Genomic DNA, 22,028 nt, shown 5'->3' with positions numbered 1-22,028 from the left:
CGTCGGCGGAACGTGTGCCGAAGACAGGAATCCGACATGTCCGCTACGATCGCCCGGTCGCCGCAGGCTCTTCCGCCTGCCCGGCGAAGCTTTGTCCGCCGCAACCTGCCCTATCTCCTGATCGCGCCGTCGGTGATCATGCTGCTCGCGCTGATCGCCTATCCGCTCCTCTTCGCATTGCGGTCGAGCTTCTACTTCTGGAACCTGCAGATCGGTCCGGAACCGCAGGCCTTCGTCGGCTTCGACAATTACGTGCAGGCGTTCAACGCGTTCGATTTCCAAGACGCGCTGGTGAACACGCTGATCCTCTCCATCGCCGGCACGGCGATCGAGTTCGTCCTCGGCCTGTCGATCGCGCTTCTCCTGCTGCGGGCGCTGCCGGGCATGAACGTGGTGCGCGCGCTGCTGATCCTGCCGACCACCATCGCGCCGATCGTCGTCGGCTTCCTCTTCCGCTACCTCTACGATCCCGGCGGCGGGCTGATCACCTGGCTGCTCAAGTCCACCGGCCTGCCGATCCCGCCGGAGGGGCTGCTCGGCTCGCCGACGACGGCGCTCGCGGCCGTGCTCTTCGCCGACGTCTGGCAATGGACGCCCTTCTTCGCGATCGTCCTCTATGCGAGCCTGCTCTCGGTCCCCGACGAGATCATCGAGGCGGCGCGCCTCGACCGCGCCTCGGCCTGGACGATCCTGATGCGCATCAAGCTGCCGCTGATCCGGCGCACCGCCGTCATCATCGTCATGCTGCGCTTCATGCAGCTCTTCAACACCTTCGACACAGTCCTCGTCCTGACCCGCGGCGGCCCCGGCACCTCGACCCGCACGCTCGGCTACTCGCTCTACGAGCAGGGCCTGATCAACTTCAACATCGGCCTCGTCAGCGCGATGACGTGGATCACGGTGCTGATCGTCAACGTCATCGTGGCGCTCTACGTGTTCTTCGCCTTCAGAAACGAGGAGTGGTGAGATGTCCAGTCCCAAGGCACGCTTCCTGACCGCGCTGACCTACGCCGGCGGCCTCCTCTTCCTCGCGGTCTTCATCGGCCCGATCCTCTGGTTCCTGGCGCTGGCGATCCGCCCGGCGGACACCGCCTTCGCCATGCCGCCGCAATTCACCTTCGAGCCGACGCTCAACGCCTTCCGCCACATCCTCGTCGATCCGGGCGTGAACGGGCCGCAGGTGGTGAACAGCCTGATCGTCGCGATCGGCGCCGTCGTCCTCAACCTGCCGTTCTCGGTCCCTGCGGCCTATGCGCTGTCGCGCTTCAAGCTGCGCGGCAAGAAGCACATCATGCTGTGGTATCTCGGCCTCCTGATGGCGCCGCCGATCGCCTTCCTCATCCCCTACTTCATCCTCATCACCCGGATCGGCCTGCAGGGCTCCTACTTCTCCATGGTCCTGGTGCTGCAGACGATGACGATCCCCTTCTCGGTTTGGCTGATGAAGAGCTTCATCGACGAGGTGCCGGCGGAGCTGGAGGAGGCCGCGCGCGTCGACGGCGCCCGCTGGTTCACCATCATGTGGCGCATCACGCTGCCCATCGTCCGGCCCGGCATCATCGTCACGTCGATGTTCGCCTTCGTCTTCGCCTGGAACAACGCCGCCTTCCCGCTGGTCTTGAGCGCGCGGTCGACGGCGACCCTTCCCATCGGCACGCTCGGCTATTTCGCGACGAGCGGCGTCACCTGGAATTTCATCGCGGCTGCGGCCGTGCTCGCGATGATCCCTCCCATGATCATCTTCCTGGTCTTTGACCGTTACGTGGTGCGCGGCCTCACGTTCGGTTCGGTCAAGGGCTGACGGCTTACCAGACTGGAGTATCGAGACATGACCAAACTGCGAATGGGCGTCATCGGCGCCGGCCTCTGGGGCAACAACCACGCCCATACGTTCAACGTGTTGCCGGAGACCGAGCTGGTGGGGGTCTGCGACCTCGACGAGGCGCGCGCGCTGAAGATGAAGGAGACCTCCGGCGCCCTCCACGCCTTCACCGACTACAACGCGCTGCTGTCGCGCGACGATATCGATGCCGTCTCGGTCGCCACGCCCGACTTCACCCACACGCCGATCATCCTGGCCGCGCTCAAGGCCGGCAAGCACGTGCTGAGCGAGAAGCCGCTCGCCACCACCGTCAAGGAGGCGGAGACGATCGCGGAAGCGGCGGCCGCCTCGAAGGGCAAGCTGATGATCGACTTCCACAACCGCGTGAACCCGATCCTCGCCGGCGTGCGCGACATGGTGCAGGCGGGCGAGATCGGCCTTGCCCGGCACGGCATGGCGCGCCTCTCCAATACCACCTTCGTCCCCTTCGAGATGCTGAGCTGGGCCTCGAAGTCCTCCGCGCTGTGGTTCCTCGGCAGCCACCTCGTCGATATCCTGCGCTTCATCCTCGACGACGAGGTCGTCCGCGTCTATGCCGTGACCCGTGCCGGCACGCTCTCGGCCGGCGGCGTCGACACCAAGGACTTCCACGTCAGCGTGCTGGAATTCGCCAAGGGGACGGTGGTGACGATGGAGAACAGCTGGATCCTGTCGCGCGACAATCCCTCGCTGGTCGACTTCAAGGTGGAGCTCGTCGGCGAGAAGGGCCAGGTCCAGGCCGACCCGACGCACAACGGCGGCCTTCGCCGGGTGGCCGACGGCGGCCTGAAATATTCCGACTTCATCGGCGTCACGCCCACGGGGGCGACGCGCATCGGCGGCTTCGTGCTGGAATCGATCGCCCGCTTCGTCGACAGCGTCGTGCGCGACGTGCCGCTGCTCGCCGACGCGCAGGACGGGCTCGCCAACACCAAGGTCCTGTCGGCGATCGAGCAGTCGGCGGCGACCGGCAAGGCCGTCGACATCCGATAGAACCGGGGCCGCGGGCCGGCGCGCGCCGCGCGGCCCGCCTCCATCGAACGCAGGAGTTTCATATGGCATCCATGACCTTCGACGGGATCGGCAAGACCTTTCCGGATGGAACCGTTGCCGTCGCCAATGTCAGCTTCGCCATCGCCGACGGCGAATTCGTCGTGCTCGTCGGCCCTTCCGGCTGCGGCAAGTCGACATTGCTGCGCATGGCTGCCGGCCTGGAGACGCTCAACACCGGCCGCCTCCTCATGGACGACGCCGACGTCACCAACACGGAGCCGCAGGACCGCGACATCGCGATGGTGTTCCAGAACTACGCGCTCTATCCGCACATGACCGTCTACGAGAACATGGCCTTCGGCCTGCAGCAGCGCAGGATGCCGAAGGACAGGATCGACAGGCTCGTGCGCGACGCGGCGGAGATGCTCGATCTCACGCGCTATCTCGCCCGCAAGCCCGGCCAGCTCTCGGGCGGCCAGCGCCAGCGCGTCGCCATGGGGCGTGCCATCGTCCGCCATCCGATGGCCTTCCTGATGGACGAGCCGCTGTCGAACCTCGACGCGAAGCTGCGCGTGCAGATGCGCAGCGAGCTCAAGCTCCTGAACCAGCGCCTCGGCGTGACGACGCTCTACGTCACCCACGACCAGGTCGAGGCGATGACGATGGGCGACCGCGTCGCGGTGCTGAAGCCGGTGCAGGACGCGGGCGAAAGCAACCTGCAGCAGATCGACACGCCGCAGATGCTCTACGACCGCCCGGCGAACCTCTTCGTCGCGGGCTTCATCGGCTCGCCGGCGATGAATTTCGTCCGCGTCGATCTCGTGGAGGAGGGCGGCGGGCTGACGGCGAAGGTGGTTGGCACCGACATCGCCTTCAAGGCGCCGCAGGGGGAGGCCCTTTCCGCCTATGCCGGCCGGCAGGTCATCGCCGGCATCCGCCCGGAGATGTTCTCCGTTTGTCGGCCGGAGGAGGCCGTGTTCCATCAGGAGATCCCGGTCGCCGAGGCGCTGGGCGCCGATACCTTCGTCTTCTTCGACATTCCCTCGCCCGCCGTCGACGTCAACGACGCGGAGGAGCGGGAGGATTTCTCGCGCAAGGGCATGAACAGGATGGTGGCGCGCATCCCGCCCGCCGCGACGCCGCGCCTCAACGCGCGCCTGCCGCTGACGATCGACGTCGCCGCGCTGCACTGGTTCGACCCGGCGGACGGGAGGGCGATCCGCGATTGAGGGAGAGCCCGGCGCGAGAGGATCGCGCCGGGCTTTTCTCATTTCCCGGCGAAGGGCAGGAAGCCGACGAAGCCGGTGATCTTCCAGGCGCCGGCCTCCTTCGTGCAGAAGAACACCGATTGCCAGTTCAGCCTCTGGCTGCCGCCGTCGGCGAGCGCGATGGCGTCGTCGAAGGTCTTGCGGGCCGTCGCCGTGTCGCCCGCGACGCGGATGTCGCGCATGTCCGTCGCGCGGAAGAGCGCGTCCCGCAGCGGCTCGGCGTAGGCGGTTTCGCGGGCGCGGCGGGCATCGGCGAGCCAGGCATCGCGATAGGCCTCCACCGTCGGGAAGCGCAGCGCCCAGTCGGCCGGATCGAGCGAGCCCTTGGCGTCGAGCCCGGCGAAGCCGTCATGCTTGAAGCCGCCGGAGAAGATCGCCCAGTCGGCGGCGGCGAAGCCGTCTATGTCCTTGCGCACCAGCATCTCCCAGATCGCATGGCGGTCGGCATCGTCGGCGGCAAAGGGGTTCGTGTCATGCTGCATTGGGGAAATCCAGAATCCGGAGGGAACGATCAGGTGACCTTGCCGCGAGCGGCGACGGGCTCTTCGGCGACGACGGTCGTGCCCGAGACGAGGTAGACGGTGTCGAACAGGTTGGAGACGGGGCAGGCGTGGTTCGGGACGATGCGCACCCGGTCGCCGACCTTGAGGCGATCCGCCTGCCCGTCGGGAAGAAGGACGGTGCCGTGCTCCTCACTGAGCGAGACGATGCGCGCGTCCGGCGCCTCGAGGATGAGGCCGAAGCCCTCCAGCCCGAGCGTGTCGCTCGTCAGCGTCTTCGAGCCGGCGTCGATGATCGCCCGGTTCGGCGTGGGCCGCGACACGACCGTCGCCAGCACCGTCAGGGCGCAGTCGGAGACCGTCCCGACGCCGGCCTTCACCTGCGAAAGGTCGAGATAGATGTAGGTGCCGGGCCGGTGCTCGGTGGCGACCGATACCTTGTGGGCGGACCAGAGATCCGGCGTGCCGCCGCTGGAAACGATCCTCGCCGGCAGGCCGGCGGCCGCAAGCAGCTCGACGGCCTTGCCGAGCCATTCCGCCGCCTCGTCGATCCGGCCGGCGGGAGGATAGGTCATCAGGCCGTCGAAGGACAGGTCCGGGGCGGCGTCGATCGCCCGGGCGAGTGCCAGCGCCTCCTCCGGCGTCTGCACGCCGCAGCGGCCCATGCCCGTGTCGCACTCGACGAGGACGCCGAGCGGAGCCGGCTCGCCCCGCATGGCGCGCGCGTAGCCCTCGATCGTCGTCCGGCTGTCGGCGCAGACGCGCAGGCGGATGCGCCGGGCGAGCGCCTTCATCCGCCCGAGCTTCTCCTCGCCGAGGATGTTGTAGGGGATGAGGATGTCGTCGAGCCCCGCATCGGCCATGACCTCGGCCTCGCCGAGCTTCTGGCATGCGATGCCGGCGGCGCCGAGCTCGATCTGCCGCCTTGCGAAGCGCGGCAGCTTGTGGGTCTTGATGTGCGGGCGCAGCGGCAGGCCGTGGGCATCGGCGTAGTCCTGCGCCCGTTTGAGGTTGGCTTCCACCCTGTCCAGGTCGATCAGGACGGCGGGCGTTGACAGCGTGTCGATCGTGCTCATGTGAAAATCCCCGTTCTCGATATGGAATTGTCAGTCGCCCAGCGGCCAGGAACGGCTGCCGCGCTTGAGCGGGCTCAGCGCGAGCCGGACGCGGCGCATCCGCTCGACCGCCTCCTCGCCGAGGATCTCGGCGGTCGCCATGGCGAGGAGGTCGATGAGGACGAGGAGGGCGTAGCGGCTGGCGCTCGGCTTGTTGATGGAGCGGCTTTCCGCTGCCTCGAAGGCGACGGCGATGGTGGCGGCCGCGGAAAGCGGCGAGCCCGGCGGGGCGACGGCGATCACCGTCGCGCCGTAGTGCCGGGCGATCTCCGCGGCATCGAGGGCGGCAGGGGCTGCGCCGGACGACGACATGACGACGACGACGGTCTCCGGGTCGGCGACGGCCGCCGTCATCTGCTGCATCTGGCCGTCGACATGGGCGATGGCGGGAATGGAGAAGCGGAACAGACGGTTCTGCAATTCGACGGCGCCGAGCGAGGAGATGCCGCCGGAGCCGTAGATATAGACCTGGCGGGCTTTGGCGATGCGCTCCGCCGCGCGCATGACCGGCTCCATCGCGACCGTCTGCCGGACGGCGAGGATCGTCTCCACGGCGGTGTCGCAGACGTCGGCGACGATCCGTTCCTCGCGGGAGGCGGCGTCGGCGGGGGGCGGCGTCAGGTAGAGCTCGCCGACGGCGAGCGCCTGGGCGAGCTTCAGCTTGAATTCGCGGATGCCCTCGCAGCCGAGCTCCCGGCAAAGGCGCGTCACGCTCGGCTGGCTCGTCTCCGCTCGTTCCGCTAGCGTCGCGATGGAGGCCCGGGAGGCGAAGTCGACGTCGGACAGCACCAGCGCCGCAAGCCGGCGCTCGACCTTGCTTCCGGTCTTTGCCAGGCCGCGGAGCTGCATGATGATGTCCGGCGTCACGCTCATGGGGCTTTCCTCGGCAACCGCCGTCCGGTCAGGTCGTCGAGGGCCGGACGATCTCGTCGATGAAGCTGACATTGCCGGCCGTGAGCCCGGCGTCAACCGGCAGCGCCACGCCGGTGATGCCGCTCGCCATGTCGGAGGAGAGGAAGAGGGCCGCGTTGGCCACCTCCTCGGGCGTCACCAGCCGGCGCAGCGGATAGAAGGCGGCGGTCCGCTCGATCAGCTGCGGGTCCTTTTCCAGGCGGTGGTCCCAGGCGGGCGTGCGCACCGAGCCGGGGCAGATGGCGTTGGCGCGCAGGCCGTGGCGGCCCATCTCCACCGCGATCGCCTTCATGTAGGAGATGACGCCGGCCTTCGCGGCCGCATAGGCCGGATTGCCGAAATGGGAGAGACCGTTGACCGACGAGATGAAGAGGAGGTGCCCGCGCCCGGCTTCGATCATCTGCCGCATCACGGGATCGGCGAAGTCCCGCGTGCCGTTGAGGTTGATGGCGACCTCGTCGTGCCAGAGCGCGTCGGTCACCAGCTCGAAGACCTCGCCGCGCGAATAGCCGGCATTGCTGACGAGGATGTCGGGAACGCCGTGGCGCTCGGCGATCTCGGCCGCGGCCCGCCGCGCGGCCGGCGCGTCGAGCACGTCGAAGCAGGCGGTGCCGGCGACGGCGAGCCGCGACAGGTCCTCGGCCGAGCGGTCGCAGGCGACGACCGCCGCGCCCGCCCGCGCGAAGGCCTTGACGAGCGCGCTGCCGATCCCGCCGCAGGCGCCGGTGATGACGACGGTCTTGCCGGTAAGATCGATCACGGTGAGGCTCCTCCGAAGGCTGCTTGGGCGGGGCCTATCTTGATCATGTTTTGTAATAAAGCAACATTTTTATGCTTGATCGATTTCTGATTTGCAGATTATGTAGATATATTACATTCGTGCCGAGGAAGCGCTCATGACGAAGGAACATTACGGAACATCCCACGTGCCGCTGACGCCGGCGGTCCGTGCCGGCGACTTCATCTTCGTCTCCGGCCAGGTGCCGGTCGGGGCGGACGGCGAGCTGGTCGGCGGCACGATCGAGCGGCAGACCCGGCAGGTGCTGGACAATATCAGGGCGGTGCTGGCGCTTGCCGGCGCGGAGCTCGCCGATGTCGTCAAGACGACCGTCTGGATCGACGACGCCCGCGACTTCCCGGCCTTCAACAAGGTCTACGGCAGCTATTTCCCGCGGAACCCGCCGGCCCGCACCACGGCCGAGGGCCGCCTGATGGCCGATATCAAGGTGGAGATCGAGGCCGTCGCCTACCGGCCGAAGAGCTAGAGCGTTTCCGCTTTTCTCCGAATCGCAAAACCGCTCTAGCTCTTTGTTTCTACGCAATTCCGGACGCAAAACCGCTACACACTTTTGCTGGAATTGCTCCAACGGGACCCGCCATGCGCATCTTCACCGCCTCGCTCGCCACCGAGACCAACACCTTCTCGCCGGTGCCGACGGACCGGGCCTCCTTCGAGGCGGCGTTCTATGCCGGGCCGGGCGCGCATCCGCCGACGCCCACCCTCTGCTCCTCGCCCGTCGTCATCCTGCGCGAGCGCGGCCGGCGGGAGGGCTTCGAGGTGATCGAGGGCTCGTCCTCCTGGGCGGAGCCCGCCGGCCTCGTCAAGCGCGAGGCCTACGAGGGCCTGCGCGACGAGATCCTCGACCAGCTCCGCGCCGCGCTGCCGGTCGACGGCGTGATCCTTGGCCTGCACGGCGCCATGGTCGCGCAGGGCTACGACGATTGCGAGGGGGACCTCCTGGAGCGCATCCGCGCCATCGTCGGCCCGGACGTCTTCCTCTCCTGCGAGTTCGACCCGCACAGCCACCTGACGGCGAAGCGGCTGGCGCAGCTCGATTTCACCGCGGCCTTCCTCGAATTCCCGCACACGGATTTCTACGAGCGCGGCGAGCACGTGGTCGAGCTCAGCCTGCGGGCGATGCGCGGCGAGATTTCGCCGGTGCTCTCGGTCTTCGACTGCGCGATGATCGCGATCTTCCCGACGAGCCAGGAGCCGATGCGCTCCTTCGTCGATCGCCTCAAGGCAATGGAGGGGCGGGACGGCGTGCTCTCCATCTCCGTCATCCACGGCTTCATGGCCGGCGACGTGCCGGAGATGGGCACGCGGATCCTCGTCGTCACCGACGGCGACAAGGCGAAAGGCGAGCGGCTCGCGCGCGAGATCGGCCTCGAGCTCTACGGCCTGCGCGGCCGAACCGCCATGCCGATCCTGCCCTTCGAGGCCGGCATAGACGAGGCGCTCGCGACCCGGGCCGCGAGGCCCGACAAGCCGGTAACGATCGCCGACACCTGGGACAATCCGGGCGGCGGCGTGGCCGGCGACGGCACCCATGTGCTCGCCGCGCTCCTGGCGCGCGGCATCGACAATATCGCGGTCGCGACCATCTGGGACCCGGTCGCCGTATCCTTCTGCCACGCGGCGGGCGAGGGCGCGCAACTGATGATGCGCTTCGGCGGCAAGGCGAGCCCGGATGCCGGCCCGCCGATCGACGCCTTCGTCGAGGTGGTGACGCTCGCCGGGGAGGGCTGGCAGACGTTTCGGGCAAGCCGCGTCACGCTCGGCCGGGCGGCGGTGATCCGCATCGTCGGCACCCGCGCCGACATCGTCCTCATCTCCAGCCGCACGCAGACCTACGAGCCGACGATCTTCTCCAATCTCGGGGTGGATTTCCCGTCGAAGGACATCCTGCTGGTGAAGTCGACCAACCATTTCTACGCCGGCTTCGAGCCGGTCTCCTCGCGGATCATCCATGTCGAGGCGCCGTCCTCCTATCCGATCGATCCGGCGAAGACGCCGTACCGGAAGATGACGCGCGCGATCTGGCCGCGCGTCGCCGATCCGCTCGGCACCGGCACGGTCTGAGGCGATGCGCGCGGTCGTCGTCGGCGGCGGGATCGTGGGCGCGGCGACGGCCTTCCGCCTCGCCGAGGCCGGCCTTTCCGTGACGCTCGTCGAGCGCAACGGCGCGGTCGGCATGGAGACGAGCTTCGCCAATGCCGGCCAGCTCTCCCCGACGATGGCGGCGCCCTGGGCGGTGCCGGGGCTCGCGGCGAAGGCGCTGAAATGGATGTTCATGCGCCATCCGCCGCTGCGCATCAGCCGCCTCGACCTGGCGACGGCGGGCTGGCTGTGGCGGATGCTGCGGGCGGCGACGCCGGAGGCCTTCATCGCCTCGAAGCGGGCCATGGTCACCCTGTCGATGGAGAGCAGGGCGGAGATGCAGCGGCTGCGCGACCGGCACGGCCTCGATTTCGCCCGCGGCGGCAGCGGCACGCTGGTGCTCCTGCGCAGCTCCGCCATGGCGGCCGCCTACGAGGCCGACCTGCGCATCCTCGACGACATGGGCCTGCCCTACGCGCGGCTGACGCGCGCCGACGTTCTCGCACGCGAGCCCAACCTCCGCCGCGACGCCGATTTCCATTCCGGCGTGCTGCTGACGGCGGACGACACCGGCGATTGCCACGAGGCCACAGGCGCGCTCGTGCGGCTCGCCGCGGATGCGGGTGCGCAGGTGCTGACCGGGACGGACGTCGCAAGCCTTGTCGTCGAGTCCGGTGCGGCCCGCGCCGTCCGCCTTTCAGACGGCGAGACGATCGAGGCCGATCTCGTCGTGCTCGCCGCGGGCGTCCGAACGCCGGCGCTCGTGCGGCCGCTGGGGCTCGACCTGCCGGTCCATCCGCTCAAGGGCTATTCCCTGACCATCCATCGCGATGCGGGTGCCGAAGGTCCGGTGAGCACGATCTCCGACGACCACCACAAGGTCGGCGTCACCAATCTCGGCGCGAAGATCCGCGTCGGCGGGACGGCGGAGCTGGCCGGCTACGACCTCTCCCGGCCCGCCCGCCGGTTCGCGACGCTGGAGCATGTCGTGCGCGACCTCTTCCCCGCCATTCCGGAGGAGGCGATCGCGACGGCCGACCGCTGGAGCGGCCTCAGGCCCTCCACGCCGGACGGGCCGCCGGTGATCGGCCCCGTGCCCGGCATCCGCAACCTCCTTCTCAACACCGGCCACGGCACGCTCGGCTGGACGATGGCCGCCGGCAGCGCCGGCATCGTCGCGGCCCTCGCGGCCGGGGAGCATCCCGCGCTCGACATTCGACCCTTTTCGCCGTCACGCTTCTCGCGGCGGCGCGCCTGATGGAGACAAGCCGATGCAGCTTTCGATGTGGACCTATCCCTGGGATATCGCCGATATCGGCCTCGACGCGGTCTCGGACGAGCTTCGCCACCGGGCCGGCATGAACACGGTCAGCATCGTCGCGTCCTATCATGCCGGCAAGTTCCTGCAGCCGCGCAGCCCCGTCCGCAAGAGCTACTTCCCCCAGGACGGCACGGTCTATTTCCGGCCGACGGAGGCGCGCTGGGCCGGAAAGACGATCCGGCCGCTCGTCGCCGACCAGGTGGAGGAGCAGGGCGACATGCTGCGCCGGCTCTGCGACCGGCGCGAGGAGGGCGGGCTCGCCGTGTCTTGCTGGACGGTCTGCCTGCACAACACGCGCCTCGGCCTCCTCCACCCCGGACACGTCACGCGCACGGCCTTCGGCGACGCGAACATCTTCAGCCTCTGCCCGTCGAGCCCGGCGGTGCAGGACTATGCCGTCACCCTCGTCGCCGACATGACGCATGCGTATCGCCCGGACCGGGTGGAGCTGGAGACGCCCGGCTTCATGGGTTTCTCCCACGGCTATCACCATGAGAAGGACGGGCTCGGTCTCACCGGGTCGGACGAGTTCCTGCTGTCGCTCTGCTTCTGCGACCATTGCCTGGCGGCCGCGGCGGCGGACGGCGTCGATGCCTTGGCGGCGCGCGAGACCGTGCGCCGCCTTGTCTGCGCCTCCTGCGAGCGCGCCGTGCCGGTGGAGACCTTTGCGGATTTTCCCGCGCGCGGTCCTGCGGCCTTTGCGGCGCATCCCGAGATCGTCGCCCATTGCGCCTGGCGCGAGACGCCGGTGACGGCGCTTCTCCGGCGGATCCGCGACGCCGCGCATCCGCAGACCCGCGTGATCGCGATCACCGCGCCGGAAGCCTGGCGGGAGGGAATCGACGTTTCCGCCGCCGCGGAGGCGACCGACGGCATCCTCCTCTGCGTCTACGACGAGGGCGAGGAGGACGTCGCGCGCCATGTCGCCGACGTGCGGCGCCGGATCGGCGGCGGCAAGGACCTCGTCGCCGGTTTCCGGCTCTTCCATACGGAAGCCGTCTCGGCGGAACATCTGGAGCGTCTGCTCCGCGCCGCGCGGCAGGCCGGGGCCGACGGCTTCAACTTCTACAATTACGGGCTGGTGCCGGCCGCCCGGCTGGACTGGGCCGGACGCGCGCTGCGCGCCCTGCAGTTGGCATAGCGGTGCGGCGGGCCGTCAGGCCGAGCGGCGCAGCCTGAGCTCGGACTTGAGCAGGATCCGGTCCCTGCCGGCGGCCGGCTCGCCGGTCTCGCTCAGCTTGCGCAGCAGGAGCTCGATCGCCAGCCGGCCGATCTCGTTGTAGTCCTGCGCGACGGTTGTGATCGGCGGGCAGGCGAATTCCGAAAGCGGATGGTCGTCGTGGCCGGCGACGCGCAGGTCGCAATCCGCGCCGTGCCCGACCTTCAGGCCCCGCTGCCAGGCGGCGGCGATGACGCCGAAGGCGAGGCGGTCGTTGGCGCAGAGGATCGTGCGGCTCGGCAGCCTGTCCGGCTTCTCGAACAGGCGGCTCGCCTCCTCGAAGGCGAAGCGCTCGAAGTCCCAGGTCGCCGCATCCGGGACCGGCACGATCCGCGGCTCGGCATCGAGGCGCTCCATCGCCTCGCCATAGGCGGCGCGGCGGGTGGCGGCGTTGGTGTTGACCTGCGGCATGCCGAAATAGCAGGGCGGCTCGCCCGAACGGCAGAGATAGTCGACGATGAGGCCGAAGCTCTGGCGGTTGTCGGTGCCGACGAAGGCGGAGGACTCGTCGAGCGGCGAGTCGACATAGACGAGGGGGATGGCGTCGCCGAGCTCGTCCAGCGTCGTGCGGCGGGAATGCACGCCGAGCGGGGCGATGACGGCGCCCGCCACGTTCAGCGACTTGAACGTCCTGATCGCCTTGTCCTCCATCTCCGCCCGGCCGTCGGAGGAGAGCACGAAGGCGAGGAAGCCCGCCTCGTTGGCGATGAGCTCGATGCGCCGCGTCAGCGCCATGTAGAACGGATCGGTCGAAACCGGGACGACGATGCCGATGATGTTCGAGCGGCGGCGGTTGAGGTTGACGGCGAAGATGTTCGGCCGGAAGCCGGATTTCCTCAGCGCCTCCTCGATGGCGTCGCGCGTCTTCCTGCGCACCGAGGACGGGTCGTTGAAGTATTTCGACACCGTGGGCCGCGACAGGCCGACGAACTCGGAAAAATCCTCCATCGTTCTGATCGGCTTGGCCAAGGGGCGGTCTCCATCGGGTTGGCTGCTAGCCGACCGGCTTTCGAGGATAAGGATTCCTAATTCAGGAAGCTACATGTGTAAAGATTTTCTGCCGCCTTGCCTCTTATCTTGTCACGCATTTACTTGAGAAGCAGGGCCAAAAAATTTTACGCGCGCAAAATTAATTGACTTTCGCTGCGGGCTCCTGTTGTCTCTTCATAAAGCTCGCGCGGGAATCCAGGGAGGCAGCAGTGGCGGATGCACGCGGATTGGCGCCGGAGGCCTTGGGGCCGACGGTCACCGTGGGGGAGATCCTGGTGGAGATCATGGCCACCACGGTCGGAAGAGGCTTCCTGTCGCCGCAGCCGCTCGTCGGGCCCTTCCCGAGCGGCGCCCCGGCGATCTTCATCGACCAGGTCGCGCGCTTCGGCGGGGCGGCCGGCATCGTCGCGGCCGTCGGCGAGGACGATTTCGGCGTGCTCAACGTGGAGCGGCTGCGGACGGACGGCGTCGACGTCTCCGCCATCGCTACCGTCCCGGGCAAGCCCACCGGCAGCGCGTTCGTGCGCTACCGGCCGGACGGTGCGCGCGACTTCGTCTTCAACATCGCCCATTCCGCCGCCGGCGAGACGCGCATGACCGATGCGGCGCGCGCGCTCATCGGCCGGGCCGGCCATGTCCACGTCATGGGCTCGGCCTTCGCGATCCCCGGCATCGCCGCCATTCTCCTGGAGGCGGTCGCCACCGTGAAGGCGAGGGGCGGCTCGGTCTCCTTCGATCCGAACATCCGCAAGGAACTGGTGCAGGGCGGCGAGGGCCGCAGGCTCGTTGACGACGTGCTCGCCGTCACCGACCTCCTGCTGCCCTCCGGCGACGAGCTGCTGGTCGCCGCCGGTGCGGCGACGGAGGCAGCGGCGGTGGAGCGCCTCCTCGGCCTCGGCATCGGCGAGATCGTGCTGAAGCGCGGCCGCGACGGTTCCAGCCATTTCAGCCGCGCCTTCGGCCGCGTCGATTGCCCGGCCTTCGCGGTAGAGGAGATCGATCCGACCGGGGCGGGCGACTGTTTCGGCGCCGTCTATCTCACCTGCCGGCGCGCCGGCCTGCCGCCGGCCCGCGCGCTGCTCTACGCCAATGCCGCCGGCGCCCGCACGGTGACGAAGCAGGGGCCGATGGAAGGCGTTTCCAGCCTTGCGGAGCTCGACGATTTCATTGCGGCCGCCGGCCGCGGGGTGCCGGCATGAGCGCGGTCCTCACCGGGCTTGCCGCCGCACGCCGTGCGGGCCGGCCTTACGGCATCGCCTCCGTCTGCTCCGCGCATCCCGTGGTGCTGCGCGCCGCCCTGCGGCGGGCGGCGGGAAGCGGCGGGACGGTGCTCGTCGAGGCGACCTGCAACCAGGTCAACCAGTTCGGCGGCTATACCGGCATGACGCCCGCCGATTTCGTCGCCTTCGTCGCCACGATCGCCGGAGAGGAGGGCGTGCCGCGCGAAAGAATCCTCTTCGGCGGCGATCATCTCGGCCCCAATCCCTGGCGCGGGGAGCCGGCGGAGACCGCCCTGCGGAAGGCGGCCGACATGGTCGCGGCCTATGTCGCGGCCGGCTTCGGCAAGATCCATCTCGACGCCTCGATGGGCTGTGCCGGCGAGCCCGCCGCGCTCGGCGACCGCACCGTCGCCGAGCGGGCCGCCGCTCTCTGCGCCGTCGCCGAACGGACGGCCGCCGGCGCCGGCCTGCCGCCGCCCGTCTATGTCCTCGGCACGGAGGTGCCGGTTCCCGGCGGTGCCGACCATGCGCTGGCGACCGTCGAGCCCACGGCCCCGGACGCGGCGCGCGAGACCATCGCCGTCCACCGCGGGGCCTTCGCGGAGGCGGGGCTCGACGACGTCTTTGCCCGGGTCGTCGCCTTCGTCGTGCAGCCGGGCGTCGAATTCGGCAGCGACAACGTGATCGCCTACGATCCGCCGCGCGCGGCGGGGCTGAGCGGCCTGCTCGACGCGGAGCCGGGTCTGGTCTTCGAGGCGCATTCCACCGATTACCAGACGGAGGCGGCGCTCGCCGCGCTGGTGCGCGACGGCTTCCCGATCCTGAAGGTCGGCCCGGGCCTCACCTTCGCCTGTCGCGAGGCGCTCTACGGCCTCGACCTCGTCGCCTCCGAGCTCGTGCCCGGCTACGGCGAACGTCCGCTCGCCCGGGCCATGGAGGCGCTGATGACGGCATCGCCCGCCCACTGGAGCGGCTACTATCACGGCGACGAGACGGCGCTGCGCATCCAGCGCCATTTCAGCTATTCCGACCGGATCCGCTATTACTGGACCCGGCCCGAGGCCGAGTCCGCCGTGGCGAGGCTGACGGCGGCGCTCAAGGGCGTGCGCATCCCCGAGACGGTGCTGCACCAGTACCTGCCGCAGGTCGATCCGGTTGAAGGCGCGAGCGCGCAGGACATCCTGATCGCCGCCGTGGACCGGGTGCTCGCCCTCTACGACCGGGCGGCCGGAGTAGAAGGGCGCGGCTGACCGCTCAGTCGGCCCGGTTTCCTTCCGCGTCGAAGACGTGCAGATGCTGCGACGGAAACGCGACGGGGACTTTCGGGCCGGCCTTCAGCGCCTCGCGGTCGAGCGTGAAGACCTTGAAGGGCAGCCCGTGCAACGACAGGTGCAGGATGATGCCGAAGCCGGTCGGCTCGATCAGCTCGACAGCGGCTTCCATCGGGCTTTCCGGCACGATCGCCACGTGCTCCGGGCGGATGCCGAGCGTCACCTGCGCGCCCTCGGCGAGGTTTTCGCGCGGCGCGACGGGAATGCGCGTGCCGTCGGGCAGCACAACGGCGCCCTCGCGCGCATAGCGGCCGTCGAGGAAGTTCATCGCCGGCGAGCCGATGAAGCCGGCGACGAAGAGGTTGGCGGGGCGGTCGTAGAGATCGAGCGGCGCGCCGACCTGCTGCACCACGCCGCCGTGCATGGCGACGATACGGTCGGCGAGCGTCATCGCCTCGATCTGGTCGTGGGTGACGTAGATCGAGGTGGCGCCGAGGTCGGCATGCAGCTTCTTGATCTCGGCGCGCATCTGCTCGCGCAGGCGGGCGTCGAGGTTGGAGAGCGGCTCGTCGAACAGGAAGGCCTTGGGCTGGCGGACGATGGCGCGGCCCATGGCGACGCGCTGGCGCTGGCCGCCGGAGAGCGCCTTCGGCCGCCGCTCCATCAACGGCGCGAGCCCCAGCTTGGCGCCGGCGTCCGAGACCATCGCGGCGATCTTCTCCTTCGCGGTCTTCCGGAGCCTGAGGCTGTAGCTCATGTTGTCGGCGACCGACATGTGCGGATAGAGCGCGTAGGACTGGAACACCATGGCGATGTCGCGGTCCTTCGGTGCGAGCTCGTTGACGCGCCGTCCGTCGATGCTGATCTCGCCGGCGGTGACGCTTTCGAGCCCGGCGATCATGCGTAGCAGCGTGGATTTGCCGCAGCCGGAGGGACCGACAAGGACGATGAACTCGCTATCGGCGATGTCGAGGTCGATGCCGTGCAGGACGGCGAACGGACCGAAACTCTTGGCGACGGCGGAAATCTCGATGGAAGCCATGGGAAACCCTTTCAGCCTTTGACCGCGCCGGCCGTCAGGCCCTGCACGAGGTAGCGCTGGATCATCAGGAAGAACAGGCAGGCCGGGATCAGCGCGAGCACGCCCGCCGCCATCATCTGCCCGAAGTCGACGGAGAATTTCGAGACGAAGGAGAGGAGGCCGACCGGGAAGGTCGCCGCGTCGTTGCCGGAGATCAGCATCAGCGCGAAGAGCAGCTCGCTCCAGGCGGCGGTGAAGACGAAGCCGAGCGTGGCGGCGATGCCGGGCAGCGTGAGCGGCAGGATGATCTGGCGGAAGGCGACGAACTGCGTCGCCCCGTCGATCATCGCCGCCTCCTCCAGGTCCTTCGGGATGCCGTCGAAGAAGGACTGCATCAGGAAGGTGGCGAAGGGCACGTTGAAGGCGGAATAGACGATGACGAGGCCGGTCAGGCTGTTGGTGAGGCCGAGCGGCGAGAGCATCTTGAAGATCGGCGCGACCAGCATGACGAGCGGGAACATCTGCGTCAGCAGCATCAGCGCGACGATCCAGTATTTCGCGCGGAACGAGAAGCGTGACAGCGCGTAGCCGGAAAGCGCAGCGAGGATCGTCACCACGACCGCGGTGGAGCCCGAGACGATCAGGCTGTTCTTGAAGAAGGTCGGGAAGGCGGAATGGGCGACGACGAACTCGAAATGCTCGAAGGTCGTGCGCGAGGGCCACATCCGCACGCCCTCGCTGTAGAGCAGCCGGTTCGGCGTCACCGAGACCTTGAGCAGCCAGTAGAGCGGGAAGAGCGCGACGGCGATATAGGCGAGGATGGCGAGGCGATGGGCGCCGGTCAAAAGGATTTTCGATGCGCGCATGGCCTCAGTTCCTGTTCAGCAGCGTCTGGCGGAGCAGCACGATCAGCATGGAATAGGCGAGCAGCGCCGCCAGCAGCACCAGCGCGATCGCCGAGGCGTAGCCGAAGTCCAGCCGCCGGAAGGCCTGGGTGAAGATGTAGCTCGCGACGATCTGCGTGCGGTCGGCCGGCCCGCCGTTGGTCATGACGATGATCAGGTCGGCGAAGTTGGAGATCCAGACGGTGCGCAACAGGACTGTGATGGCGATGGTCGGCGCAAGGAAGGGCAGCGTGATCGAGACGAAGCGCTGCACGGGGCCGGCGCCGTCGATGGCGGCGGCCTCGTAGAGGTCGTTCGGAATCGCCTGCAGGGCGGCGAGCAGGGTGATCGCGAAGAAGGGGATGCCCCACCAGACGTTCGCGGCGATCGGCCCCCACATGGCGAGCTGCGGATCGGCGAGGATGTTGAGCGGCTCGGACAGGATGCCGAGCGCATGCAGCCAGTGCGACAGCGGCCCGATGACGGGGTTGAACAGCCAGGCCCAGTTGAGGCCGGCGAGGAAGCTCGGCACCGCCCAGGGCAGGAACACCAGCGCCTGCGCCAGCCCGCGGCCGGCGAACGGCTTGTTGAGGAGCAGCGCCAGGATCAGGCCGAGGAAGAATTGCAGGAAGACGGAGGCCCCCGTCCACCACAGCGTGTTCTTCAGCGCCCGGTAGAAATCCTGGTCGCGCCCGAGCACGCGGAAATGGTCGAGCCCGACGAAGCCGCCGGAGAAGGGATTGAGGAGCTGGATGTCGCGGAAGGCGTAGGAGAGGCCGAGCACCAGCGGCACCAGCATGACGGCGACGATCAGCACCAGCGACGGCGCGCTGTAGAGATAGGGTTGCGACGCGTCGGCGAGCCGCCCGAGGAAGGGGCGCCGGTCGTCGGTCGGTGCGGGCGAGGGCATCGGCGCTGTTCCTTCCGGTAGGGCAGGGCTATCGCATATGGAATCCGGAGGGTGCTTCCTGCTCCTCCTCCCCAAAGGGGAGAGGTCGCGGCAGCGGGATGAGGGGGGGCGCGCGCGAAGCGGAAACAGCCCGCTTGCCCCCTCATCCGGCCCTTCGGGCCACCTTCTCCCCGGCAGGGAGAAGGGGGAAATGGCAACGTCGTGCCATATGCGATAGCCCTGCCGGCGGGGCGGGGGACCGGGCGGGGCTCGGTTGCCCCGTCCGGAAAAAGGTTACTTGGCGAGGTGCTTCTGCTGGGCCTTCGTCAGGTAGTCCGCCCACTGGTCGGCGAGCTCCTGCGGGGTGATGTCGCCGAGCAGCGCCTGCTGCGAGGTCTTGATCACCAGCGAGTCCTTGAAGAAGGCGAACTCCTCCAGATGCGTCGGCATGACGGTCGGGACCGCGTCCTTGTCCGCCAGTTCCTCGAACCAGCCCTTGAACTGCGGGCTGGCATAGAAGGGATCGTCGGCAGCGGACTTCAGCGCCGGCAGCGCGCCGGTGCGCTTGTTCCACTCGACGTTGCCGTCCTTGCCTTCGAGCGCGGCGATCAGCTTCCAGGAGAGGTCCTTGTTGGCGCTCGACGCGAACATCGACCAGCCGGCATAGCCGATGGTCGGGAAGGTCTTGCCGTCCGGCCCCTTCGGCATGGTGGTGACGCCGTAGTCCGCCTCGTCCATGTGCTGGGCGATGGCGATCAGCGCGTCCGGGTCCTGGTCGAGGAAGGCGCAGGTGCCGGAGTAGAAGCCGGCGACGATCTCGTTGAAGCCCCAGTTGACCGAATCCTTCGGCGCATAGCCGTTCTTGTAGAGGTCGATCACCCAGGTCAGGCCCTTGACCCAGCCCTCGGAATTGAAGGTGGAGGTGCCGTCCTCGCGGAAGAATTCGTTGGAGCCGGCCATCGAGGCGCCGAACATCACCCAGCCGTTGAGGCCGCCCGGGCCGCCGCGCAGGCAGTAGCCGGACTTGCCGGGCAGGGCCGAGACCTTCCTGGCGGCTTTGGCGAACTCGTCCATCGTCTTCGGCGGCTCGGAGACGCCGGCCTCGGCGAGCAGCTTCTTGTTGTAGAACATGGCGCGCAGGTAGAAGCCGTAGGGCAGCATGTAGGCCGTGTCCTTGACGTCGCGGCCGAGCTCGAGCGCCCGGTCGGAGAGGTCGGCGGTCTGGTCCCACTCCTTCAGGTAGGGCTCCAGGCTTTCGAGCATGCCGTTGTTGGCATAGAGCGACAGCCAGGTATCGGGCATCTCCATCACGTCCGGCGTCTCGCCGGCCGAGACCATGGTCGCGAATTTCTGGAAGGCCTCGCCCCAGGGCAGCGAGATGATCTCGACCTTGGTGCCCGGATTGGCCGCCTCGAACTTGCCGACGATCGATTTCAGCGTCTCGGTGCGCTCGGGGCTGGTGATGACCTCGACGAGCTTCAGCGTGGTGTCGGCAAGCGCCGTCCCCGCCATCAGCGCGCTCATCAGGGCTGCGGTGAGCAATGTCTTCATGTCTCGTTCCTCCTCTTTCTTGGTTGGTCGGTCAGGCTTTATGGACAGGCGGCGGCGATCGCCGTTTCCAGGTCGCCCCACAGCGCCTCGGTGCCTTCGAGGCCGACGTGGAGGCGAACGGAGTGCGGATGGATGCCGAAGGCCTGCGCGGAATTCGGCTCGGCCTTCTGCTGCAGGACGATCTCCGCCGGGACGATCAGGCTCTCGTGGCCGCCCCAGCTCACGCCGAGCTTGAAGAGCGTCAGCGTGTCGGCGAAGGCGCGGATGTCGACGCCATCGCGGAAGACGAAGGAGAACAGGCCGGAGGTGCCGGAGAGCCCCGCCGGCAGCCGGTTGGCCAACCCCGGATGGTCGACCCGCTCCACCACGTCAAGCGCCTGGAGCCGCCGGGCGATCTCCAGCCCGGCCGCCTCGTGCGCCTTCATGCGGATCGGCAGGGTGCGCAGCCCGCGGATCAAAAGCCAGGCGTCGAAGGGCGCCATCTTGCCGCCGAGATAGGGCACGGCCTCGCTGCGGATGCGGTCGATCAGCCCGCGCGCGCCGGTGACGACGCCCGCCACCACGTCCGAGTGGCCGCCGAGATATTTCGAGGCCGAGTGCAGCACGAGGTCGACGCCGAGCGACAGGGGCTGCTGGAAGACCGGGCTCGCCCAGCTGTTGTCGATGACGGAGACGGCGCCGGCCTGCCTTGCGAGCGCTGCCAGCGCCGCAACGTCGTGCGTCTCCATAACCCAGCTCGTCGGGCTTTCCATGTAGAAGAGCTTCGCCCCCGGCAGGGCGCGCGCCACCGCCTCGGGATCGGTGCCGTCGACATAGTCGACCTCGATCTGCAGGCGCCTGAGGATCGTGCCGAACAGGCGGAAGGCGTCGGGATAGACGTGGCGGACGGCGACGATGCGCTCGCCCGGCGAGACGAAGGAGAGCACGGTCGACGAGATCGCCGCCATGCCGCTTGCAAAGGCGAGCGCGTCCTCGCCGCCCTCCAGCTTCGCCAGCATCTCCTCGAACTGGCGCACGGTCGGATTGAGCCCGCGCGAATAGACCGGGCGCACCTTCTCGCCGCGATAGGTGGCGAGCATCTCGTCATAGGTCGCGAAGGTGAAGAGCGAGGTCTGGACGATCGGCGGCACGACGGCCTCGAAGGCGTTCGCCTCGTCATGGGCGACGGTGAGCGAGGCGTGGTCGAACGGGATCATCGGGACATGTCCTTGATGTCTTCCTCGACGATGTCGAGGATCTTCAGCGTCTCCAGCCGCGCCGCCTCGGTGTCCTGGGCGACGATGGCGTTGAAGAGCCTGCGGTGGAAGGGGAAGGAGCGGCGGGCGAAATCCGGCCGGTCGAAGGGTTTTTCCCAGAAGCGCTCGAAGGCCTCGCGCATCTGTTCGAGCAGCTGGCGGAACAGCGGGTTGCCGGTCGCGTCGTAGATCGCCAGATGGAAGGCGAGGTCCTCCTTGCCGGCCGTGCCCTTGAGGTGGTGCACGCGCTCCATCTCGACGAGTCGCGCCTCTATGGCCGCGAGATCGTCGGCGGTGCGGCGGCGCGCGGCCACCATGCAGGCCTCGCATTCGATGCCGCGGCGCACCTCCAGCGTCTGCAGCAGCGCGTCGCGCAGGCTCGCCGTCTCGACGGAGAGCGGCATGTGCACCGTGGCGGAGGTGACGGGGCGGATGAGGTAGGTGCCGCTGCCCTTGCGCGTCTCCATGACGCCGAGTGCCTGGAAATGGCGGATCGCCTCGCGGATGGTCGAGCGGCCGACGCCGAGTGCCGCCATCATCTCGCGTTCGGCCGGCAGCCGGTCGCCGGCGGCGAGGCTCGCCCGGTCGATGAAGGCGGCAAGCGATTCCGTCACCTGGCGCGCCCGGTCGACCGGCGGCAGCGGCGCGAGCGCGGATCGGAACGGCGATGCCATCGGGACGGCCTCTCAAATTGGTCTGACATCATAGCATTTCCCAGGCGACGGTTCCGGTCAACGGAAAAGTTCTGCGCGTCCACAGCGGGTCGCCGAACGGCGCGGTCTGGCCTATATGCTGGGGGGATCGCAGATGTGGTTTGCCCCCTCACCCTAACCCTTGTAACTTCCCTTTCACCGCGAAAGGGTCTGTATTTCCCTTTGCGGTGGCGGATGGAAACCC

General features: G+C 68.5%; 21 protein-coding genes. 10 read left to right on the top strand and 11 right to left on the bottom strand.

All coding sequences use genetic code 11. The features are described 5' to 3' along the window. Positions 1-36: 36 nt before the first annotated feature. The 4 genes from NNZ72_RS16475 (at position 37) to NNZ72_RS16460 (ending at position 4,083) form a co-directional block, all read left to right on the top strand. Positions 37-966 (top strand): carbohydrate ABC transporter permease, encoded by a 930-nt coding sequence (locus NNZ72_RS16475; RefSeq protein ID WP_257316487.1) that lies wholly within the window; start codon positions 37-39, stop codon positions 964-966. Position 967: 1 nt separating this feature from the next. Beyond that, entirely contained in the window at positions 968-1,801 is an 834-nt protein-coding gene (locus tag NNZ72_RS16470) for a carbohydrate ABC transporter permease (RefSeq protein ID WP_257316486.1), read from the top strand. A 27-nt stretch (positions 1,802-1,828) separates the two neighbouring features. Then, complete coding sequence (locus NNZ72_RS16465) at positions 1,829-2,854, top strand: Gfo/Idh/MocA family protein (protein WP_257316485.1); 1,026 nt, start codon at positions 1,829-1,831, stop codon at positions 2,852-2,854. 62 nt (positions 2,855-2,916) lie between these two features. After that, positions 2,917-4,083 (top strand): ABC transporter ATP-binding protein, encoded by a 1,167-nt coding sequence (locus NNZ72_RS16460; protein ID WP_257316484.1) that lies wholly within the window; start codon positions 2,917-2,919, stop codon positions 4,081-4,083. 38 nt (positions 4,084-4,121) lie between these two features. Here NNZ72_RS16460 and NNZ72_RS16455 read toward each other — a convergent pair whose 3' ends face one another. From NNZ72_RS16455 to NNZ72_RS16440, 4 genes are read right to left on the bottom strand one after another with little or no spacing between them, the layout of a single operon-like run. Beyond that, positions 4,122-4,604, bottom strand: a complete 483-nt coding sequence (locus NNZ72_RS16455) for a hypothetical protein (RefSeq protein ID WP_257316483.1) — start codon at positions 4,602-4,604, stop codon at positions 4,122-4,124. Between the two features lie 29 nt (positions 4,605-4,633). Further along, positions 4,634-5,698: a D-TA family PLP-dependent enzyme gene (locus NNZ72_RS16450; protein WP_257316482.1), complete on the bottom strand. Its 1,065-nt coding sequence runs from the start codon at positions 5,696-5,698 to the stop codon at positions 4,634-4,636. Positions 5,699-5,728: 30 nt separating this feature from the next. Then, positions 5,729-6,610, bottom strand: a complete 882-nt coding sequence (locus NNZ72_RS16445) for a MurR/RpiR family transcriptional regulator (RefSeq protein ID WP_257316481.1) — start codon at positions 6,608-6,610, stop codon at positions 5,729-5,731. A 28-nt stretch (positions 6,611-6,638) separates the two neighbouring features. After that, on the bottom strand, positions 6,639-7,409 hold the full coding sequence (locus NNZ72_RS16440; protein ID WP_257316480.1) for an SDR family oxidoreductase: 771 nt from the start codon (positions 7,407-7,409) through the stop codon (positions 6,639-6,641). Positions 7,410-7,545: 136 nt separating this feature from the next. Between NNZ72_RS16440 and NNZ72_RS16435 the strand changes: the two genes are divergently transcribed. From NNZ72_RS16435 to NNZ72_RS16420, 4 genes are all read left to right on the top strand, one after another. Then, a complete protein-coding gene (locus NNZ72_RS16435) occupies positions 7,546-7,914 on the top strand; it encodes a RidA family protein (protein WP_257316479.1) in 369 nt (122 codons plus the stop codon). A gap of 113 nt (positions 7,915-8,027) precedes the next feature. Continuing rightward, a complete protein-coding gene (locus NNZ72_RS16430) occupies positions 8,028-9,512 on the top strand; it encodes a M81 family metallopeptidase (RefSeq protein ID WP_257316478.1) in 1,485 nt (494 codons plus the stop codon). Positions 9,513-9,516: 4 nt separating this feature from the next. Further along, positions 9,517-10,788, top strand: coding sequence for a D-amino acid dehydrogenase (locus tag NNZ72_RS16425; protein ID WP_257316477.1), 1,272 nt, complete (start codon positions 9,517-9,519; stop codon positions 10,786-10,788). A gap of 13 nt (positions 10,789-10,801) precedes the next feature. After that, a complete protein-coding gene (locus NNZ72_RS16420; protein WP_257316476.1) occupies positions 10,802-11,992 on the top strand; it encodes an alpha-amylase family protein in 1,191 nt (396 codons plus the stop codon). Between the two features lie 15 nt (positions 11,993-12,007). Here the strand turns inward: NNZ72_RS16420 and NNZ72_RS16415 are convergent, their stop codons facing one another. Continuing rightward, positions 12,008-13,018, bottom strand: a complete 1,011-nt coding sequence (locus NNZ72_RS16415; RefSeq protein ID WP_257316578.1) for a LacI family DNA-binding transcriptional regulator — start codon at positions 13,016-13,018, stop codon at positions 12,008-12,010. A gap of 251 nt (positions 13,019-13,269) precedes the next feature. Between NNZ72_RS16415 and NNZ72_RS16410 the strand changes: the two genes are divergently transcribed. Both NNZ72_RS16410 and NNZ72_RS16405 read left to right on the top strand, forming a co-directional pair. Beyond that, complete coding sequence (locus NNZ72_RS16410) at positions 13,270-14,259, top strand: tagatose kinase (RefSeq protein WP_257316475.1); 990 nt, start codon at positions 13,270-13,272, stop codon at positions 14,257-14,259. Continuing rightward, positions 14,256-15,530 (top strand): D-tagatose-bisphosphate aldolase, class II, non-catalytic subunit, encoded by a 1,275-nt coding sequence (locus tag NNZ72_RS16405; protein ID WP_257316474.1) that lies wholly within the window; start codon positions 14,256-14,258, stop codon positions 15,528-15,530. Before NNZ72_RS16410 ends, NNZ72_RS16405 begins: the two co-directional genes overlap by 4 nt. Before the next feature lie 4 nt (positions 15,531-15,534). Here NNZ72_RS16405 and NNZ72_RS16400 read toward each other — a convergent pair whose 3' ends face one another. The 6 genes from NNZ72_RS16400 to NNZ72_RS16375 all read right to left on the bottom strand — a co-directional run bounded on the left by NNZ72_RS16400 (position 15,535) and on the right by NNZ72_RS16375 (position 21,805). Continuing rightward, a complete protein-coding gene (locus tag NNZ72_RS16400; protein WP_257316473.1) occupies positions 15,535-16,593 on the bottom strand; it encodes an ABC transporter ATP-binding protein in 1,059 nt (352 codons plus the stop codon). Positions 16,594-16,604: 11 nt separating this feature from the next. Next, positions 16,605-17,438, bottom strand: coding sequence for a carbohydrate ABC transporter permease (locus NNZ72_RS16395; protein ID WP_257316472.1), 834 nt, complete (start codon positions 17,436-17,438; stop codon positions 16,605-16,607). Positions 17,439-17,442: 4 nt separating this feature from the next. Then, a complete protein-coding gene (locus NNZ72_RS16390; protein WP_257316471.1) occupies positions 17,443-18,366 on the bottom strand; it encodes a carbohydrate ABC transporter permease in 924 nt (307 codons plus the stop codon). Between the two features lie 273 nt (positions 18,367-18,639). Continuing rightward, entirely contained in the window at positions 18,640-19,896 is a 1,257-nt protein-coding gene (locus NNZ72_RS16385) for an ABC transporter substrate-binding protein (RefSeq protein WP_257316469.1), read from the bottom strand. Between the two features lie 38 nt (positions 19,897-19,934). Then, positions 19,935-21,092: a PLP-dependent transferase gene (locus NNZ72_RS16380; RefSeq protein WP_257316467.1), complete on the bottom strand. Its 1,158-nt coding sequence runs from the start codon at positions 21,090-21,092 to the stop codon at positions 19,935-19,937. Continuing rightward, a complete protein-coding gene (locus tag NNZ72_RS16375; protein WP_257316466.1) occupies positions 21,089-21,805 on the bottom strand; it encodes a FadR/GntR family transcriptional regulator in 717 nt (238 codons plus the stop codon). The genes NNZ72_RS16380 and NNZ72_RS16375 overlap by 4 nt, the downstream gene beginning before the upstream one ends. Positions 21,806-22,028 lie beyond the last annotated feature (223 nt).

This window comes from Shinella pollutisoli, from assembly GCF_024609765.1.
In the GTDB taxonomy this organism is placed as follows: Bacteria; Pseudomonadota; Alphaproteobacteria; order Rhizobiales; family Rhizobiaceae; genus Shinella; species Shinella pollutisoli.
This window is presented reverse-complemented; position numbering and strand designations above follow the sequence as displayed.

Bases quoted from the DNA above. Each gene is read 5' to 3' on its own strand.
- NNZ72_RS16470 (WP_257316486.1), top strand. From the start codon at position 968: ATGTCCAGTCCCAAGGCACGCTTCCTGACCGCGCTGACCTACGCCGGC.
- NNZ72_RS16475 (WP_257316487.1), top strand. From the start codon at position 37: ATGTCCGCTACGATCGCCCGGTCGCCGCAGGCTCTTCCGCCTGCCCGG.
- NNZ72_RS16395 (WP_257316472.1), bottom strand. From the start codon at position 17,438: ATGCGCGCATCGAAAATCCTTTTGACCGGCGCCCATCGCCTCGCCATC.
- NNZ72_RS16450 (WP_257316482.1), bottom strand. From the start codon at position 5,698: ATGAGCACGATCGACACGCTGTCAACGCCCGCCGTCCTGATCGACCTG.
- NNZ72_RS16435 (WP_257316479.1), top strand. From the start codon at position 7,546: ATGACGAAGGAACATTACGGAACATCCCACGTGCCGCTGACGCCGGCG.
- NNZ72_RS16420 (WP_257316476.1), top strand. From the start codon at position 10,802: ATGCAGCTTTCGATGTGGACCTATCCCTGGGATATCGCCGATATCGGC.
- NNZ72_RS16430 (WP_257316478.1), top strand. From the start codon at position 8,028: ATGCGCATCTTCACCGCCTCGCTCGCCACCGAGACCAACACCTTCTCG.
- NNZ72_RS16455 (WP_257316483.1), bottom strand. From the start codon at position 4,604: ATGCAGCATGACACGAACCCCTTTGCCGCCGACGATGCCGACCGCCAT.
- NNZ72_RS16375 (WP_257316466.1), bottom strand. From the start codon at position 21,805: ATGGCATCGCCGTTCCGATCCGCGCTCGCGCCGCTGCCGCCGGTCGAC.
- NNZ72_RS16400 (WP_257316473.1), bottom strand. From the start codon at position 16,593: ATGGCTTCCATCGAGATTTCCGCCGTCGCCAAGAGTTTCGGTCCGTTC.
- NNZ72_RS16380 (WP_257316467.1), bottom strand. From the start codon at position 21,092: ATGATCCCGTTCGACCACGCCTCGCTCACCGTCGCCCATGACGAGGCG.
- NNZ72_RS16385 (WP_257316469.1), bottom strand. From the start codon at position 19,896: ATGAAGACATTGCTCACCGCAGCCCTGATGAGCGCGCTGATGGCGGGG.
- NNZ72_RS16390 (WP_257316471.1), bottom strand. From the start codon at position 18,366: ATGCCCTCGCCCGCACCGACCGACGACCGGCGCCCCTTCCTCGGGCGG.
- NNZ72_RS16445 (WP_257316481.1), bottom strand. From the start codon at position 6,610: ATGAGCGTGACGCCGGACATCATCATGCAGCTCCGCGGCCTGGCAAAG.
- NNZ72_RS16425 (WP_257316477.1), top strand. From the start codon at position 9,517: ATGCGCGCGGTCGTCGTCGGCGGCGGGATCGTGGGCGCGGCGACGGCC.
- NNZ72_RS16415 (WP_257316578.1), bottom strand. From the start codon at position 13,018: ATGGAGGATTTTTCCGAGTTCGTCGGCCTGTCGCGGCCCACGGTGTCG.
- NNZ72_RS16405 (WP_257316474.1), top strand. From the start codon at position 14,256: ATGAGCGCGGTCCTCACCGGGCTTGCCGCCGCACGCCGTGCGGGCCGG.
- NNZ72_RS16460 (WP_257316484.1), top strand. From the start codon at position 2,917: ATGGCATCCATGACCTTCGACGGGATCGGCAAGACCTTTCCGGATGGA.
- NNZ72_RS16465 (WP_257316485.1), top strand. From the start codon at position 1,829: ATGACCAAACTGCGAATGGGCGTCATCGGCGCCGGCCTCTGGGGCAAC.